Below are 16,730 nucleotides of genomic sequence, written 5' to 3'. Positions count from 1 at the left end.
CGGCCGCCTGCCCAAGGTGACCGACACCGTGCAGTGGGAGGACTGGAAGCTGGAAGTGGTGGACATGGATGGCAAGACCATCGACAAGATCCTGGCCACGCGGCTGACGCCCGAGGAAAAAGCCGAGTCTGACGAGAACGGCGCGGGCTGATCGAACCCGCCGGGGGGACTGCTTGCCGGCAAGCCCCCTCCCCTCGTCTACCTCAGGACGGCGAGGGCTCGCCGTCCACAAACACGGTCAACACGCCGGTGTAGCCGTACAGATGGTGGTGGGCGATCTCGCCGCCCGCAAAAAAACCGGCCAGTGGCACATCGCCCAGCGCATGGCGCACGATCTGCAGCTCCGCGCTGGGCCCGCCAAAATGCGGCCCGCCCCGGCCCGAGCAGCTCACATAGATCGCGCCGCAAATGCGCCGCCCCGTCTGGGGTTGCGCTCCAGCATGTCCGGCAACGCCCGGCGCTGCGGCCAGTTCCCCTGGCGCGCCGGACGCCACCATGGGCGCGGGTTCCAACTCCTCCGGCGATAGTTCCTCGCGGATCTCGGCGCAGATGCGCATGAGGTCCGCCCGCGCGGCCGCCACGTTGCGCTGGCAGAACGCCAGGTGCATGCCGGGCTCCACATGGTCGGCCAGGGCCACACCCCGGCGGGAGCCGTCCAACCCCAGGATATGGCGCACGCGCGTGTCGGTGCCAAAGTGGCCCGTGCGGCGCTGGCCCTGTGGCTGCTCCCCCGCACTGACCAGTCCGGCCAGCGTGGCGCGCACCTTGCGCAGGGCAGGCTGCGGGTCGCCACCGTCGAGCGACACCTGCAGCGTATCGAGCAGCACATCCAGCGCCGGCTCGCCATCCAGCGCAAGCACCACGTTCTCCTGCGCGGCCGTGATGGTGTGCAGCGCGCCCACGGGCTGGCAGCCCTGCGTGACGCGCGACACCAGCGACACACCCGCGCCAAACGCCACGCCCGAGAGCCCCCCGTCAAACACCCCGCTGGCACCGCCCTGCCCGGCCATGTTGCCGTCGCCGCCCACGGCAAACTGCACGCTGGCCGTGCGGCTGGCGCTGAGGCCGCCAAACAGGTAGCCGGTGTCAGTGCGCGCGGCCATCTCGGTCAGCAGTTCGGCCAATTCCGGCGTGTGGCCGTCGGCATGCACCAGCGCTGTGTGGGCCACAAAGCCTGCGCCGGCATGCGGCGCGTGGGCGGGCAGCGGCGCCACGCCAGAAAACACGCGGTACTGGTCGGCCGGCACATCGAACAGCATGACCGACAGAGCCGGCTCGTCAAAGTACTCGGCATTGTTGGCCGACACGCCCACGCCCACGGTACCGCTCCAATCGGTCACCTCGGGCAGTTCGCTGCTCAGGTAGTCGAGCAGCGCCTGGGCCTCGTTGGCATAGTGGTCGGTGATGTACAGCAGGCCCAGGGTGGGCGCCGACGCGTAGTCAGGCAATGCCATCTGGGCGCGCAACTGCGCCAGTACCAGCGCAGCGGCCATGCGCCACTGCGGGTGGGTGGCATGGCCGGTGGGGAAGAGTTTCATGGTGATGGTCTCCAGGCCTGGGCGGGGGTGGGGCAGTGCCGCGCCATCTGCGGGCTGCCACACCGGCCCGCTTTGGCGTCAGCCCGCTCGCTTGCGTGCCGCAGGGCTGCGGGTGCTGCCGGCCTTTTTAGCGGCGGGTTTCGTGGTGGTTTTGCGGGCTGCGGGTTTCTTGGCGGCAGCGGCCTTCTTGGCAGTGCCCGCTGAGGACGCGGCGGCGCGCTTGGCGCCGCCCTGCATGGTCTGCATGCCCTTGGCGGCAAACTGGCTGGCCATGCCGGTCGCCGTCTTGAGGGCTTCCTTGGCCAGGCCGGTGGCCATGTTTTTGGTGGTGTCGATGGCAGTCTGCTTGGCCGCGTCCTTCATGGCATTGGTGGCAATCTGCTGGAACTGGCTCGTGAGCGCGCCCCACCACTGCATCGGGTCCACCACGGCAGGCTCGGCGGCCGCCGCTGTCTTGCCCTTGGCTTTGCCTTTGGCGGGTTGAGGGGCGGGCTCGGTGTCAGCAGGCTCCTCCTCGGACTCGTCGGCAGCGCTGGCGCGGCCGGTCACGCGGGCGGCAGCACCCGCCACGGCCTCGGCGGCTCCGGTCACCGTGTCAGCGGCTTTTTGCACGCCGCTCATCACCGTGTCGGCGGTCTTGAGCTTGAAGGCGTTGGCCACATCGCCCATGCTGAAGTTCATGCCCTTGAGCGTGGCCAGGGTCATCTTCTGCACCTCCAGCGCCTGGATGGTGGCGGCCAGCGCGCGCGAGTTCTGCTCCAGCCAGAACTGCACGGCCTTGAGCTCGTCGATGCGCTTTTCCAGCTCTTCGACGCTGATGGTGGGCGCCACCCAATTGCTGAGGTTGGGCAACTGCGGAATGCTGCTGGACGCCCCCTTGGCAAGGCTTTGCAAAAAGTCAAAACCGGGGACGAATTTGCCGAAACCGAAGTTGGATGTGTCGCTCATGGCCGCTCCGCAAGAGGTGGGTCGTGAGAACCTGCTGAAGGTTCTGAGGAGTCACAGCTTACTCCAATGCGTTGCGCCCGCGAAGGCGCTGCGGCGGCTGTCACCTCAGTGTTTATGCCCATCCATCATGCTGCCCGCCGTGGCGCCACCGGGTGCAGCGGTGCCCACCGGCAGCGTGAGGTTGAGCTTGCTTTCCACGCCCTTGGCGTCCTGGAACACCAGGGTGATGGGCACCGCGCTGTCCTTGGCCAGGGGTGCCTTCAGGTCCAGCAGCATGATGTGGTAGCCCCCGGGCTTGAGTTCCACCGTCTTGCCTGCGGGCAGGTCCAGCGTAGGCACCGCACGCATCTTCATGATGTCGCCTTCCATCTTCATCTCGTGCACCTCGGCAAGGCCGGCAGCGGGCGACTCGGCACGCACCAGGCGAGCACCGTCCTTGGCGGTCAGGCGCATGAATGCGCCCGTGGCCTTCTGGCCCTGCACGCTGGCACGCGCCCAGGCGCCTTCGACCTTGACGGCGGCGGTCTGGGCCCATGCAGGGGCACTCAGCAGTGCGGCAAAGACGGCAGCGGTGTGAAGCAGTTTTTTCATGGTGAATGTCTTTCGGTTTGCGAGAGAAGAAAGGGAAGCGGCAACAGACTCTGGGTCCGACTGTCAATGATTGTGGGCAGCGGCGCCACCGGTGAGCAGAATCTCCAGCGCTGCGGCAGGGGACTTCAGGTCCGACAGCTGCTGGCCCGCCTTGGGCACCTCGGTCCAATCGTTGCGGCCCTCGGTGCAGACCTGGCGCACCGGCCAGTACACGGTGCCGGCGTGCTCCGGCGCCTGGGCCACGAGCACAAACTCGTCGTAGTGCGCGCTTTGCAACATGTCGTCCGGCGTCTTGGCCGTCCAGGTGATGCGCACCACGTCTTCGGTGATGCTGCGGCCGTGGCTGGTGTAGGGCTGGGCCAGCTTGTCGCGCTGCACCTCCAGCGTCCAGCCCGGCTTGGGCATGGGGCGCGCACCGCGCATGCCTGCAGGGATGTCCACCACGACCTGCCGCGTGGGCGACGCGCCGCAGCCGTGGCCGACCTTGAACGCGGCCTTGTAGCTGGCGCCGGCCGGGGCCACCTGGTATTCGAGCACCACATGGGCAGATGCAGTGCCAAACAGGGCTGTAGCGCTAGTCAAACATGCGGCAGCAGCTATCTTTTTCATAGTATTCAGAGACATGGGATATTTTCCTTTCAGAGGCTTACCTTCAGCTCGGCCATGTAGCTGCGCTGCGGGTAGGGGTGGAAGTTCCAGAACTGGTAGTTGTTGAGGTTGTCGATGCCCACGGCGGCGCTGACCGCTTTGGTGATCTGGTAGCGCACGCGCACATCGGTGGTGAAGTAGCGGCTCGCGCCCTGGTAGGCAAAGCCGTTGGGGTCACTGTTGTCGAGCGTGCTGTACTGCTTGCCGCTGTAGCGCGCGCCCAGGGTGTACGACCACTTGTCATCGGGCCGGTAGGTGGCCACCGCAGTGGCGCGCCACTCGGGGATGCGGGGCTGCCATTGGCCGACGCTGGCCGGGAACTTGTCGTTGCGCGTGATCTTGGAATCCGTCCAGGTCAGGCTGCTGCCCAGCTCCAGCCCGCGCACAAAGACGTTGGCGGCCTGGTACGACAGCTCAATGCCCTTGGTACGGATGTCATCCACGTTCTGCACGTTGGTCACATTGGGTGTGACGAGCACATTGGTTTGCGAGTACAGCGCGTCCTTCGTGCGCTCAAAAAACGCGGTCAGGCGCAGCAGGCCATTGCCCATGTCCCGCTCGGCGGTCAGCTCGGTGGTCCAGCTCTTCTCGGGTTTCAGATGGGGGTCGTTGTTGATGAGCGTGCCACTGCCGTTGATGCCGCCCTGGTACAGCTCGGCCACGGTGGGCATGCGCACGGCGCGTCCGGTGGAGGCCTTGAGCACCCACAGGTCATTGGCCTGGTAGGCCACGGCAGCCTTGGGCGAGACATAGGTCTCGTTGCGCTCGGGGTGGCTCAGCGTGGTGGTGGCGTTGCCGGTATGGCCATTGCTGGCGCTCCAGCGCTCGGCGCGGGCGCCCAGCACGGCCTTCCACCGTGGCGCGATCTTCCACGTGTCTTGCGCCCACAGGCCCAGCAGTTGGGTGTCGCCGTTGAAGGCCTGGTTGCGGGCGCCTGCATCACCGCTGATCCAGTTCGTCGTAGCGTTTTCGATAGTGCGCAGTTGGTAGCTGTCGCGCTGCAGGCCAAAGTCCACGATGTGCGTGCCCTGCAGCCCATCGGGCCGCCAGCTGCCCTTGGCGGCCAGCGTGTTCCAGCCCGTGCCCTTGCTGTTGACGATGCGCCCTGCACCACCGTTCAGCGCGGCAGGCAGCGCCACGGTAGCAGCGCGCAGGGTGTCGGTCTGGTAGTCGTACAGGCTGGCGGCCACCTCCCAATCAAACACGCCCTGCGTGCGGCTCTTGACCGACAGGCCGTGCATGAAATGTGTGAGGTCTTCGTTGGACACATTGAAGTCCGTGGGCGCGAGCGCAAACGAGCGGCCATTGATGTTGACCGTGCCGCCGTACACCGCATTGCCATTGGCATCGCGCAGGTAGCTGGTGGGCCGCCCCTCGGATGCGTTGTGCCACCAGCCGAAGGTGTAGGCGGCGCGCACGGTGGGCGAGAAGTCGTAGGCGATCTTGGCCTTGATGTGGTCTTGCTGCGTGTGGTACTGGGTGGCCGTGCCCAGCAGGTACCAGGGCTGGTTGCTGCGGTTGTTGCCCAGCACTGCGCCCGTCACCGGCGTACCCGCATTGCCCACGGTCCCCGCAAACACGAGGCGCGTGGGGAAGGTGAGCGGCTGGCCTTCGCTGTCGGTCTTGTTGAAGTTCAGGAACCACGACCAGTCGCCATTTTTGTTGCCCACCGAGGTACTGACCTGCTTGCCGCCGTAGGTGCCGTTGGTGTTGTACAGGTCAAAGGGCTGGTGTTGATAGCTGACCTGCCCGTGCGCCTCGAACTTTGTCGGCATGCGCGTGACGTAGTCCACCACCGCACCCACCGAGTTGCCTGCGTAGGCGGCCGAAAACGGGCCGTAGAGCACGTCCACGCGCTCAATTTCTTCCGGCGTGACCAGCATCCAGCGTGGCGCGTTGGTGGGGCCGTTGCCCAGGTAGTTGCTCAGCAAAATGCCATCGGCAAACACCATGGACCGCGCCGGGTTGCCCGTGCCCGAGGCGCGGGTGGACAGCACGGCGTGGTTGTAGTCGCCGATATAGCGCTTGCGCACCAGCAGACTGGGCAGGTACTTGAGGGCGTCTTCGCTGTCGGTGGCGTTGATCGCATGCTCGATCTGCTCGCGCGTCACGCCCTCGATGGTGGTGGGGATCTGCGTGGGCAGCGAGGTGGGCTGGCCGCCGGTGATGGTGACCACGCCCAGTTCCTTGACCGGGGCATGGCTGGTGGTGCTGGTGCTGTCAGCGGTCTGGGCGAATGCGGATGAAGCCCCGGCGGACGCGATGCCAAGGACGACGGGAAAGGCACTGGCCACGGCCAGCGCCATGCGGCTTTTGCGCATGGAAACTCCTGAAAATCAAACCAAATAGGCCGCAAGCGCAAGTGAATCATGCGCCAGCAGCTATCGAATCAATAGCGATTTCAGGAGAGCGATGGGGGCCCGCGCGGCGGCAGCGGCGCGGCAGTGCGCGCTGCAATGTGCGCGGCAGGGATGGGGCGCAGGGCATGCGCCAGCGGGTGGACCACAGGCAGCTGGGCCTGCGCTGCGGGAGGGGGAGCGCCCACATGCGTGCACAGCGGGCAGTCCAGCGTGTGGCTGGGCAGCTCCTTGGCGCCGTCGTCGGTCTTGACCAGCACCTTGATCGCACCTGAGCCGGAGCAGATCAGCTCCATGGCCTGCGGGTGCACCAGCGGCGACGCAACGGCCACGCCGATCGACAACACAAACCACGCCAGCACACAGCGGGCGAGCCAGCGAAGGCTGCGGATGGTTTGGAGGGACGGCAACGACATGGAAGCGCCATTGTAGGTGCGCAGTCCGCGCCAGCCAGTGCACGGGTCATCTGCGTGACCGCCCCGCACCAGGTGCGGGCTTAGGATGTGCGTTTGCCCCTACAACACATCGGAGACACACCATGCTCACACTCTGCGGCTTTTCGGCCAGCAACTACTACAACAAGGTCAAGCTTGCGCTGCTCGAAAAGGGCCTGCCGTTCACCGAAGAACTGGCCTGGGTGGGCGAGACCGATCGCAGCGCCAGCCCGCTGGGCAAGGTGCCCTACCTGCGCACGCCGCAGGGAGCGCTTTGTGAATCGGCGGTGATCGCCGACTACATCGAAGCCGCGCACCCCGATCACCCACTGATCCCGGCCGACCCCTTCCAGGCCGCCAAGGTGCGCGAGCTGATCACCTTTCTGGAGTTGCACCTGGAGCTGGTGGCACGCAACCTGTATCCGCAGGCGTTCTTTGGCGGCACCGTGAGCGACACCGCCAAGGAAAAGGTGGGCGCACAGCTGCAGAAGAACATTGCCGCCTTCGGCCAGTTGGCAAAGTTCAGCCCCTACGTGGGCGGCGACACCTTCACGATGGCCGACTGCGCGGCCGTCGTTCACCTGCCGCTGGTCAGCTCCGCCACCAAGATCATCTACGGCAAGGACTACTTGGCCGACCTGCCTGTGCGCGACTACCTCGCCCGCATGGCCGAACGCCCCCATGTGCAGCGCGTGAACGCGGACCGCAAGACCAACACCGCCGAGATGCTGGCGCGCCCGCCCAAGCGCTGAGCCCGCCACGCAGCGGTGTCACCAGGGTGGGGACACCGCACGCCATCCCTTGACCTTGGTCAACCCAGCGCGCCGCGCACAGGCGCACCATGCAGGTATCCGATCACCCCGAGGAGACCCCGCATGGACAAGACCCAAGCCGCACCATTCCGCCAGCAGTTACTGGCCCAGCAATCCGAGTTGCTGGCCCAACTGGCCGCGCAGCGCGGTGGTGTCATCGGCCGCGCCGAGGCCGCCGCCGACCACTTCGGACAACCGGAAGACCCGCGTGCCCAGGTTGCCACCGAACGCGAGCTGGAATTTGCCCTGGACGAACGCGAAACCGCACACCTGGCGGCTGTCGAGGCCGCCCTGGCCCGCATCGAAGCCGGCACCTACGGCGAGTGCACGGATTGCGGCACCCACATCACCGCCGCCCGCCTGCACGCCACGCCCGAGGCCGCACGCTGTGTGCATTGCCAGGAAAAGGCCGAGCAACACCGGCGGGCGGCATGAGCGAACGCACGCACTCAGGCTGCTTCCTTCCCGTTTTTTGTCACCCCTTTAAGAAAGCCGATTCATGAGCACTTTTCACGCCGTTGTCTGGATGGACCAATCCGAAGCCCATGTGGTGATGTTCGATCGCGAACACGCGGAAGCCCTGCGCATCAAGTCCCGCAGCCACCACAAGCACCAGGGCAAGGCCGACGACCTCGCGCCGTTTTTTGCCGATATCGCCCAGACACTGACCCACACCCGCGAGGTGCTGCTGGCCGGCCCGGGCCTGGTGCGCAACCAGTTCCGCGACTGGGCCGCCAAACACCATGCGGCCGTGGCCGGCGTGGTGGTGGACTCGGTGGCCGCAGACCACCCGACAGACGCCCAGCTGGTGGCCATGGCGCGCCAGTACTTCAAGAAGTTTGACAACATGGCCGCCGATCCGTCGGTCGCCTGACCGGCCTGCAGGCCACGCCAAGGCGTGGCACTGGCTGCTATCCTCTGTGGGATGCGCAGCCTCTTTCACCTCGCCTTTCACGTCACCGACCTGGATGCCGCCCGGCGCTTTTACGGCGGCGTGCTGGGCTGCTTGGAGGGTCGAAGCACCGACACCTGGGTGGACTTCGACTTCTTCGGCCACCAGATCTCGTTGCATCTGGGCACGCCGTTTGCCAGCGCCCGCACCGGGCACGTGGGAGACCATCTGGTGCCCATGCCGCACTTCGGCGCCATCCTGGAGTTGCCCGACTGGCATGCGCTGGCCGCACGGCTGAAGGCCGCCGACACCGCCTTCGTCCTGGAGCCGCAGGTGCGTTTTGAAGGCCAGCCGGGCGAACAGTGGACGATGTTCTTCCACGACCCCAGCGGCAACCCGATCGAGATCAAGGGCTTTCGCTCGCTGGACGCGGTGTACGCAACGTGAGCTACACCTTCGCGTCGGCCACCATCCTGCTCCTGCTGATCACCGATCCGCTGGGCAACATCCCCATCTTTGCCAATGCCCTGCGGGGCGTGGCGTCCGAGCGCCGGGCGCGGGTGATCCTGCGGGAAGTGCTGATTGCGTTTGCACTGCTGCTGGTGTTCCTGTTCTTCGGAGCGGAGTTCCTGCGGGTCATGAATTTGAGCGACTTGTCGCTGCAGATTGCCGGTGCCGTGGTGTTGTTTCTGATCGCACTGCGCATGATCTTTCCGTCGGCGGACGGACCACAGGCGGAGCTACCGGGCGAGCCGCTGATCGTGCCGCTGGCCATCCCCGCGCTGGCAGGCCCTTCGGCGCTGGCCACGGTGATGCTGCTGGTGGCCCAGGCCCCGGAGCGGCGATGGGAATGGGTGGGCGCACTGTGCGTCACCATGGCCGTGTGTGCCGTGGTGTTGCTGCTGGCCGAGCGCATCCAGCGCCTGGTGGGCGAACGCGTGGTGATGGCGTTTGAACGCCTGATGGGCCTGATCCTGGTCGCGATCTCGGTGGAGATGCTGATCCGGGGAATCAAGCAGCTGGCGCACCAGCTGTAGCCCGCGCTAGGAGCCGCTGGCCACGGCCCTCGTGTGTGCGTGGCGCCGTTCACAGCGCCCCGCAGCACCACATGGCGGCCGCTTCAGCGACGCTGCAGGATCGGCATGGTCCCCAGAGCAAACACCGAGTTGGGCACGTTGACCCGCGCCATCAAAGGGCGGGGCTTGGGTGCCAGCGGCAGCTTGGCCCGCGCAGCTGGGGCCTTCTCCTCCACGACCGTGCCCTGCTCCAGCGCCTGGGTGACAAGGTCCTGAAGCGTCACCGACTGCAGGTACTCCATCACCCGGGAGTTGAAGCTGGTCCACAGTTCTCCCGTCATGGATTTGACCTGGGCGGCCTGACTGGGCCCCAGGTTCTGCAGCTCGTCGGTCTTGAGGTTTTCTACCGCTAGGATGATTTCAGCCACCGATACCTGCTCCGCTTGCCGCGCCAGGGTATAGCCGCCACCGGGCCCTCGGGTACTGTCTACCAAGCCGGCGCGGCGCAGTGCGCTGAACAGCTGTTCAAGGTAAGACAGAGAAATCCCCTGCCGTGCGCTGATGGTGGACAAGGGCACGGGCCGCATCTTCTGGCGCAGGGCCAGGTCGGTCATGGCGGACACCGCCAGCTGTCCTCGGGTCGTGATACGCATCGTTGCTACTCCTTGTGAACACAGGCAGCTCCAGGCCGCAGCGCAGATCGCCACGGAAGCTGCCAAACGTCAATGTAGAGAATTTCATACTTCGCGTATATTCGTTTTATTGAGTTTTATTCTTCGATTTATGCGAAGCATTTGGGCAGTATGAACTTCAAGCACCTGCGCTACTTCTGGACGGTTGCCAAGGCTGGCGGTGTGATGCGGGCCGGTGAGCAGCTCAACACCACTCCGCAAACACTGTCCGGCCAGATCAAGCAACTGGAAGAGTGGCTGGGCCACGACCTGTTCCGGAAAAGGGGGCGTGGCCTGGAGCTGACCAGCGAGGGGCGTGTGGCCCTGGGGTATGCCGAACAGATCTTCGCGCTGGGCGACGAGCTGGAAAAATCCATCCGGCTGGCGCGTGGACAAGAGAAGCCGCTGGAATTCCGCGTGGGGGTGGCCGACTCGGTAGCCAAGTCGGTGGCCTACCACCTGCTGGAGCCCGCACTGGGCATGCCGCAGCGCGTGCACATGACCTGCCATGAGGGCAAGTTTCCCGAATTGATTGCGCAGTTGAGCCTGCATCGGCTGGACCTGGTGTTGGCAGACGAGCCTGTTTCCAACAAGATCGGCGTCAAAGCCTTCAACCACCCACTGGGCACCAGCAGCATGAGTTTTCTGTGCGCCCCCGCCCTGCGGGCGCAGTTGGAGGGGCCGTTCCCCCAGTGCCTGCATGGTGCGCCCATGCTCATCCAAGGTCCCATGTCGTCCGTTCGCCAGCAACTCGACCACTGGCTGAACAAGCACCACCTGCAACCCCGTCTCGTCGGCGAGTTTGACGACAGCGCGTTGATGAATGCGTTTGGGCGTGAAGGCCGGGGCATCTTCACATCCCCCTCCGTGCTGGAAGAGGAGACCACTGCTCAGTTTGGCGTGGAGGTTATCGGCCGCTCCTCAGACTTGGTGGAGGAATTCTTTGCGATCTCCATTGAAAGGCGCATTACGCACCCCTGTGTGGTGGCCATCACCAAGGCCGCCAAGGCAGATCTGTTCGCTCACTGAGCCGGTAGGAGCGCGATGGCGCTCTGCGCAGGAGGAACAAGTTGTCATCAACACGCCAACTCGCGCACTCATGGAGGAGCACAAGCAACGAGTGAGAGCACAAACAAAAACGCCCACTGTGGAGTGGGCGTTTTGTTTTAGCAATGCTTGCTATGTTTTGGTTGCGCGAGAAGGTTATGAGCTCTAGGCTGATGAAAACATATCTTATGTTTTCAACTGACTAGAAATGACGTAAAACGTTGAATGCACATGGAATTTTGACGATTCCGGTCGGTGCAGGACACGCCGCATTTCAACGATTGAGACCTCATGGACAACAGACCCTGGATTTTCGGCGGTCAGGACGGACAGGCTTTTGAGACCTTTGGGCTTCCAGCGTCGCTGCATCCTTTGCTTGAATGGGCTAGCCGACTAAGGCTGACTCGTCCGCTGCTTGCGGTTCTTGATGCATCAAAAACCGGCGCCAATCCTGAGTACGTCGGATCAATCATTGAGTACTTGCGCCAGTCTGGGCCGTTGAAGATTGCTTCGGCATGGGCCGACGAATCCGAGCCGGCTTCGGAGTTATGCCGGCTCATGGAATCTTTATCAGCATCCCCAACCGTTGCTCGTCTGTATCCATATTTGCCTCCGGCTCAACAGGTAGCCGCGCAACTCCCACGCGGCACGCTGCGCGAATTTGCCCTCCTCGCGCTTTGCGTGCCCAGGGCCTATCACCCTGACGCAGCCGCCCAACTCCGGTTGGAGACACTTCGAACCTGGACGTTTATCCAGTTCATCTCAGCCATCTATGAGGACTCCGAGCCGGACAAACGGGTCGTGGAAGTGTCGTGGAGTCTGCGCCAGGCAGCCTCTGGCGACTGGGATTGGCGGGATCTTTTCGTTGGGCTTCGCGCCCCTAGTGGATCACTCTCTATATACAGGCAGCATCTGGCTTGGGAGGCGGCGGCTCTGGTCGGCAAGCTAGAGCTGGCGTCTAACCAGGGGCCCGGCGTCAAGGCTCATATCAAACTGCTCCGAACACTGCGCAGCTACTGTGAATCTGAGTCGATCCGGGCCGGCCGAGTCGAAACCCTGACCGCGAGGGGTGCCTTTTCTCAATATGCGCGCTTGTCCCCCGGACGTGAGCATCTTTCGGGAATATCGGCCCAAAGTACAGCGCCGACCGTGTTTTCTTCTGGCGAAATCTTGGCGGAGGATCCCCAGCCCATCACCGGAAGAGCGATCGACCAGGAGGGCGGCGATGGGACCGAATGCTGGGAAACAAATATTGATGAGCGCCTCAATCCGGTGGCCCAGGAACATGAAGCACGTGGCGTGCTTCTTGCCACCATTGAAGACCAGCAATTCCTACCGTTCAGTAATAACCGCCTCAACGAGTTTGAACGGGCTTGCCTGGAAAAATGGTGGCAGGCTGCAATTGCGCGAGACGCTGCCGAGAATCTTCGCCTCTTGGGCGCATTCGTTTGGATTGCTGTCTACACGGCCAAGTCCGTTCGGATGGCAGCGACCGACATCTCCTTTTCCAGTCAATGTGGGCCGGACTGGAGCATTCACCCCGACACTCTGACTTTGCAGAGACTGCCCCCCCGGCACCCCAGGGGATGGAAGGCTTCATCTGCGACATCACAATGGCTGGAACCCCTCGCGGGCCATCTTCAAGTGCCACTTCCAGGCGAAGTTGCAGAAATCATTTCTCAGCAGTGCTCGGGGCGCCCCAAGGCAGGCGCACTGCTGAATCTTTGGCCGTCGCTGCAGATCCAAGATGCTCCCGAGTCAATGTTCAACGAGGTGTGTAAACGCACGCCCGGCTTGGAACGCGTTCGCTCAGGCATGCTCGCACACGTCCTTGAACAAGGTGTGTTCGAGGCAACCGGTGACCCTGTACTGGGTCGACTGCTTGCCAGCAGTTCGCGAAGTGGTTTGCCAGGATCTTGTGCCTATGCTGCGTTTCGGACAACGGAGGTTCACGGAAGCATGACCACTGCAGGGCTCGCGCCTCCTTTGTTCCCGCCGAACGCGCCAGTACAAGAAAACATTGCCGGCAGCGAACTGAGCCCGCTTGACCTATTGCTGCGCGAAGAAATTGCACGGGTACGTCAGCACATCAACAGCCTGACGGCGAGCCCGGCCGAGAACTGGCTAGTTCACCACAACGCGGTGACGGTCTACATGACCGCCGCAATACTGGCCGCGACCGCCATTAGGCCGGTGTCGAGCCCGTTGGAGTCCTTCGGGCAGGTCGATTGGGACGAAAGGTATTTATTCGTCGTGGACAAAGTTGCCTCCCAACGTCATGACGGCCGGTTGGTGGTTCTTCCCAGCGAGTTGGTCCTGCTCTTCCAAGACTTCTACCTGCCCTACCTTCGTCGCCTCGCCACCGCACTCAGCAGCCAGGATCCCCCTCTCTCTCAAGAGCTGCAGGCGCTATCTGCGGGGGCAGCCAGCACCGTGATGCCAGCACTTTTCTTCCTCAGAGAAGACCCTGCACGAAAAAGCCTGCGCTGGTTCGAAGTATCTGAGGTGACGCTGGACTCCATGGAGGTCTTCTCCTGGCCGTTGCCCTGGAATCTATTCCGACATCGAGCCAGCACAAGCCTTCGCCGATTGGGTCAGGACCCCGAGATCATCGACGGCCTCCTCGGGCATGCAGAAGGGGGAACGGCCACATACGGTCGGTTCTCGTCGAGGGTGAGGCTTCAGGATCTGGAGGCTATCCGCCCGGCCATTGAACAGCTCTTCGCCGCGCTTCAGTTTGCCCCACTTCAAGCGCCTGGCTGGGACACCGCGCCCCTTGAATTTCCTGACCTGACACCTGGTAAATCGTGCCTTGAAGAGGGTGCGCAATTCGGCAACGCAGCCCGCGAAACTCGACGCGCGAAGCGCCACGCAGACGCATTGGCGGAAGCACACAGTGAGATTCTTCGTTTCATTGGCGAGCGACCTGTCGATTCCATCTCAGTCGACGATTGGGAAGTGCTGAGCCAACGCATGCTGCTCAACGACTCGGGCACACCGCGAGCACTCGGCTCCCTTCGATACGAAGCCCTTCAGGATTGGATTCGTCAACGCTGGTGCACGGACGGGACTCGCCCACGTCTGAAGAAGCGCTATCTACCAGCCATGGAGGAGCGCACGCTGCTCTCGCGCCAGGCCATCGGCAGTCGCAAAAAGGTTGCGGCGGCACTTCAGGCTCTGCAGCCCGTTCTTGAAGCAAGGGAGATCTCCCGTACTTCGCTTCGCGAATGTCTTTTCTTTGGAGCAGTGCTCACGGTTCTTGAGTCCAGGGTGACAGAACCTCCCCTGCTCCGCGACCTGCTCGCGGCCAAAAACTTTCGGCTTGTGCATTTCGATCAGTCCTACTATCTGGAGTATTCCCCAGACTTGGACGTCGATTCGGGCTGTGCCGTCAAAAGGTACCCCATCAGTGTGGCCACTGCGAACTTCCTGGCCCGGGCCAGTACTTCAAAACGTGGCCTGGACATGGGCAAGAGCAGCCCACCCGATGAGTGGCAAAGCATCTGCCAAAAAATCGGGCTGCTGACCGTGCACGCAAAGACCCCCACCGCAACGATCTCCGAACTCGCGCAGCTGGTCCATCAAGCAAACCTTTTGGAGTTTCCGGCCTCACTTGCAGCGTATCTGAATGGCGACCTCCAATCCGTCGGATTGCCGCATCGCGACTGGATCAGATTACGGCACGGTGCGGCTGGAGATTTCGGAACATTCAACGCAGCCGAAACGGAGAGCGACTCGGAGAACTTCGAGGATGAGCAAGGCCCACCGCAGGTACCGCCAGACGCTAATGCAGTCTATCTGTCCAACCTGGCTGATACAGGCACACCAGCAGCGACCCCGTCGACCGCGATGCCAGACCCGGTCATTTCACAAGATGCAAGCAAGAAGCTATTCGGTGAGGTGCGTTCAATATTCAGAAAACACGCCGCCGCGACCGCTGGTGGGATTGGCCGCAGAAATATGGACGCGGCACTATGCAGGGCGCTGGATCAATACCGAGGTTCTACCGGAAGAAGTTGCCTGCTCCTGGTGAAGTGGGTGCGACATCTCTTGCGCAGAAGCACCCGCAAGGGCACCCTGCTTCGCGTCAGTTCTGTCGACCGATATTTCAGCAGCTTGTCGCTGTGCTTTTTGGCCGTCGGTTTCGACCACGATCTACTGGCGTGCGAAGAGGAAGATGTCACAGACTTCTACCTGCGTCTGATGGATGCACGGTCGGGTATTCCAGAGGTAACGGAGCCGTCAACGACCACCCCGGAATCCGGCTCGTCAAGTACGGAGAATGGCTACAAGACCTTAAAGCTAGCCCTTCAATGCCTGAAGGATTTCCACCAAACGATGCACGCGGCTTTTGGAATCGAGAACCCCGATTGGTCCGAGATCATTTCTGATGGGCCCAGCTTGTTGGTGTCGGCTGGCTGCATCACAGAGCTGGAGTACCTCCGCATCAATGCTTGTCTCGCGCCCATTCCGACCCAAGCATCCATAGGCGATCTTCAATGCGCGTTCATCAATCTATTGATGTACCGATTCGGCTTGCGCGGGATGGAGGCCGCATGTCTGTTGCGATCTGACTGGACGGAGCCCGCGCCGGACTGTGTGGTGCTCATGGTTCGGAGTAATCATTTACGCAGGCTGAAATCGCCAGCAAGCCGTCGCCAAGTCCCCCTCCTCTTTCGGCTGACGGATCACGAGAGGGCAATCATTAAGCAATGGTTCCTAGTACGACAAGCCACCCCGGTCTTGAATGACAAAGATGAGCTCTTCCCGGCCGATTTTGGGCTAGATGGTTTGGAAGAGCGGCGAGGACTGCTCAGAAGAATTGGTGCTGTCAGTCAACAGGTAACCCGCAACGATCAACTCAGTCCGCATCACAGTAGACACACATTTGCGAACAGGGTTGCAGAGCTCTTGGGTCTCAGCACATTGAATCTGAATCCAGTTGATATTGGCAGCACAGCATCCCAGAATGCGCGCCTGCTTCTTTTAGGAGGCACGGACTCGACACGCCGCTGTTCTTGGGCTGTCGCCCGGCTACTGGGCCATGCACAACCAAGCACAACGTTTCGAAGCTATCTACATTACTTTCCGGATGTGGCAAACCGCTCCGTGCAGCTTCAGGAATTCACTCAACAGGACAGGTCCAAATATCTTCAGGAAAAGTTGATTGATCTGGACAGGATCACGTTGCTCCATGATTACTTAAGCACATTCGAACAAGATTCTGGCACACCCCCTACAAGCCGCCTCACGGCTGCGGTTGCACTCAAATTCATTCGAATGCTCGTGCTTCGGAAAAATTTTGGTATAGCTCTGCAAGCGACAAATATTTTGGAGCGAGATGCAAGGTATCTAGATAGTCTACTGATTGAGACGGGCCGCATAGTTTCAAGAAACAAATCAGGCTCACACCCACTTGACTGGCTTTCCGGCATTCAGCCGACACGTTGGGCAGAAATGATTCGGCATGCTGACCAAGTGGAGTGGGAGGAAACGCCATCGAAAGAAGTCCCATATTCCAAAGAGGAAATTCGAACCTTCGTGGGCCCCTCACGCCAAGTGCTTTTGTGGCAAAAAGAGCACTTTGAATTTTTAAAGCATGTGATTAATTTATGGAAGCTTGATAACCAAAGCTTCCAGCTTTTTACTAATTCACGCTCTGCCGCCCTCCAGGACTTCGCAAATGAAAATGGCTTCACCCTAGCCAAAACTCACGATCTAAAAATTAAATGGCGCAAGCTTCAGGTGGATCCTGTTCGGCGTGGATCTCCGCTAT

At 62.3% G+C, this 16,730-nt stretch carries 15 protein-coding genes; 8 read left to right on the top strand and 7 right to left on the bottom strand.

Translation table 11 applies throughout. From position 1 onward, the window contains the following. Positions 1-151: transporter associated domain-containing protein (locus tag DBR23_RS14150; RefSeq protein ID WP_304466210.1), on the top strand; the 151-nt coding region annotated here is incomplete at its 5' end. A gap of 52 nt (positions 152-203) precedes the next feature. On the opposite strand, the gene DBR23_RS14145 is transcribed toward DBR23_RS14150, so the two are convergent. The 6 genes from DBR23_RS14145 to DBR23_RS14120 all read right to left on the bottom strand — a co-directional run bounded on the left by DBR23_RS14145 (position 204) and on the right by DBR23_RS14120 (position 6,498). Further along, entirely contained in the window at positions 204-1,538 is a 1,335-nt protein-coding gene (locus DBR23_RS14145) for an FIST N-terminal domain-containing protein (RefSeq protein ID WP_108498678.1), read from the bottom strand. 78 nt (positions 1,539-1,616) lie between these two features. Further along, positions 1,617-2,486: a PhaM family polyhydroxyalkanoate granule multifunctional regulatory protein gene (locus DBR23_RS14140; protein WP_099729104.1), complete on the bottom strand. Its 870-nt coding sequence runs from the start codon at positions 2,484-2,486 to the stop codon at positions 1,617-1,619. 105 nt (positions 2,487-2,591) lie between these two features. After that, positions 2,592-3,077: a copper chaperone PCu(A)C gene (locus DBR23_RS14135; protein ID WP_056065416.1), complete on the bottom strand. Its 486-nt coding sequence runs from the start codon at positions 3,075-3,077 to the stop codon at positions 2,592-2,594. Positions 3,078-3,140: 63 nt separating this feature from the next. Beyond that, positions 3,141-3,701, bottom strand: a complete 561-nt coding sequence (locus DBR23_RS14130; protein ID WP_199227710.1) for a YcnI family protein — start codon at positions 3,699-3,701, stop codon at positions 3,141-3,143. A 14-nt stretch (positions 3,702-3,715) separates the two neighbouring features. After that, positions 3,716-6,046, bottom strand: coding sequence for a TonB-dependent receptor (locus DBR23_RS14125; RefSeq protein ID WP_108498675.1), 2,331 nt, complete (start codon positions 6,044-6,046; stop codon positions 3,716-3,718). An 80-nt stretch (positions 6,047-6,126) separates the two neighbouring features. Beyond that, positions 6,127-6,498: a DUF2946 family protein gene (locus tag DBR23_RS14120; RefSeq protein WP_199227709.1), complete on the bottom strand. Its 372-nt coding sequence runs from the start codon at positions 6,496-6,498 to the stop codon at positions 6,127-6,129. A gap of 122 nt (positions 6,499-6,620) precedes the next feature. Here DBR23_RS14120 and DBR23_RS14115 point away from each other — a divergent pair, with 122 nt between their 5' ends. From DBR23_RS14115 to DBR23_RS14095, 5 genes are all read left to right on the top strand, one after another. Then, on the top strand, positions 6,621-7,268 hold the full coding sequence (locus DBR23_RS14115; protein ID WP_108498674.1) for a glutathione S-transferase: 648 nt from the start codon (positions 6,621-6,623) through the stop codon (positions 7,266-7,268). A 123-nt stretch (positions 7,269-7,391) separates the two neighbouring features. Next, positions 7,392-7,763 (top strand): TraR/DksA family transcriptional regulator, encoded by a 372-nt coding sequence (locus tag DBR23_RS14110; protein WP_056747886.1) that lies wholly within the window; start codon positions 7,392-7,394, stop codon positions 7,761-7,763. 64 nt (positions 7,764-7,827) lie between these two features. Then, entirely contained in the window at positions 7,828-8,202 is a 375-nt protein-coding gene (locus DBR23_RS14105) for a hypothetical protein (RefSeq protein WP_108498673.1), read from the top strand. A gap of 51 nt (positions 8,203-8,253) precedes the next feature. Further along, complete coding sequence (locus DBR23_RS14100) at positions 8,254-8,667, top strand: VOC family protein (RefSeq protein ID WP_056065399.1); 414 nt, start codon at positions 8,254-8,256, stop codon at positions 8,665-8,667. Next, positions 8,664-9,257 (top strand): MarC family protein, encoded by a 594-nt coding sequence (locus DBR23_RS14095; protein WP_108498672.1) that lies wholly within the window; start codon positions 8,664-8,666, stop codon positions 9,255-9,257. Before DBR23_RS14100 ends, DBR23_RS14095 begins: the two co-directional genes overlap by 4 nt. An 83-nt stretch (positions 9,258-9,340) precedes the next feature. On the opposite strand, the gene DBR23_RS14090 is transcribed toward DBR23_RS14095, so the two are convergent. Next, complete coding sequence (locus DBR23_RS14090; RefSeq protein WP_056065396.1) at positions 9,341-9,889, bottom strand: Rrf2 family transcriptional regulator; 549 nt, start codon at positions 9,887-9,889, stop codon at positions 9,341-9,343. A 150-nt stretch (positions 9,890-10,039) separates the two neighbouring features. On the opposite strand from DBR23_RS14090, the gene nhaR reads away from it, so the two are divergent. Together nhaR and DBR23_RS14075 are read left to right on the top strand one after the other, a co-directional pair. Beyond that, positions 10,040-10,936, top strand: a complete 897-nt coding sequence (nhaR, locus tag DBR23_RS14085; protein WP_056065394.1) for a transcriptional activator NhaR — start codon at positions 10,040-10,042, stop codon at positions 10,934-10,936. A gap of 309 nt (positions 10,937-11,245) precedes the next feature. Then, positions 11,246-16,730 (top strand): site-specific integrase (locus DBR23_RS14075; protein ID WP_146191343.1); only part of this gene is annotated, 5,485 nt, incomplete at its 3' end.

It is taken from the genome of Acidovorax sp. HMWF018, from assembly GCF_003061035.1.
GTDB lineage: Bacteria > Pseudomonadota > Gammaproteobacteria > Burkholderiales > Burkholderiaceae_C > Acidovorax > Acidovorax delafieldii.
This window is presented reverse-complemented; position numbering and strand designations above follow the sequence as displayed.

Bases quoted from the DNA above. Each gene is read 5' to 3' on its own strand.
- DBR23_RS14145 (WP_108498678.1), bottom strand. From the start codon at position 1,538: ATGAAACTCTTCCCCACCGGCCATGCCACCCACCCGCAGTGGCGCATG.
- DBR23_RS14140 (WP_099729104.1), bottom strand. From the start codon at position 2,486: ATGAGCGACACATCCAACTTCGGTTTCGGCAAATTCGTCCCCGGTTTT.
- DBR23_RS14135 (WP_056065416.1), bottom strand. From the start codon at position 3,077: ATGAAAAAACTGCTTCACACCGCTGCCGTCTTTGCCGCACTGCTGAGT.
- DBR23_RS14130 (WP_199227710.1), bottom strand. From the start codon at position 3,701: ATGTCTCTGAATACTATGAAAAAGATAGCTGCTGCCGCATGTTTGACT.
- DBR23_RS14125 (WP_108498675.1), bottom strand. From the start codon at position 6,046: ATGCGCAAAAGCCGCATGGCGCTGGCCGTGGCCAGTGCCTTTCCCGTC.
- DBR23_RS14120 (WP_199227709.1), bottom strand. From the start codon at position 6,498: ATGTCGTTGCCGTCCCTCCAAACCATCCGCAGCCTTCGCTGGCTCGCC.
- DBR23_RS14115 (WP_108498674.1), top strand. From the start codon at position 6,621: ATGCTCACACTCTGCGGCTTTTCGGCCAGCAACTACTACAACAAGGTC.
- DBR23_RS14110 (WP_056747886.1), top strand. From the start codon at position 7,392: ATGGACAAGACCCAAGCCGCACCATTCCGCCAGCAGTTACTGGCCCAG.
- DBR23_RS14105 (WP_108498673.1), top strand. From the start codon at position 7,828: ATGAGCACTTTTCACGCCGTTGTCTGGATGGACCAATCCGAAGCCCAT.
- DBR23_RS14100 (WP_056065399.1), top strand. From the start codon at position 8,254: ATGCGCAGCCTCTTTCACCTCGCCTTTCACGTCACCGACCTGGATGCC.
- DBR23_RS14090 (WP_056065396.1), bottom strand. From the start codon at position 9,889: ATGCGTATCACGACCCGAGGACAGCTGGCGGTGTCCGCCATGACCGAC.
- nhaR (WP_056065394.1), top strand. From the start codon at position 10,040: ATGAACTTCAAGCACCTGCGCTACTTCTGGACGGTTGCCAAGGCTGGC.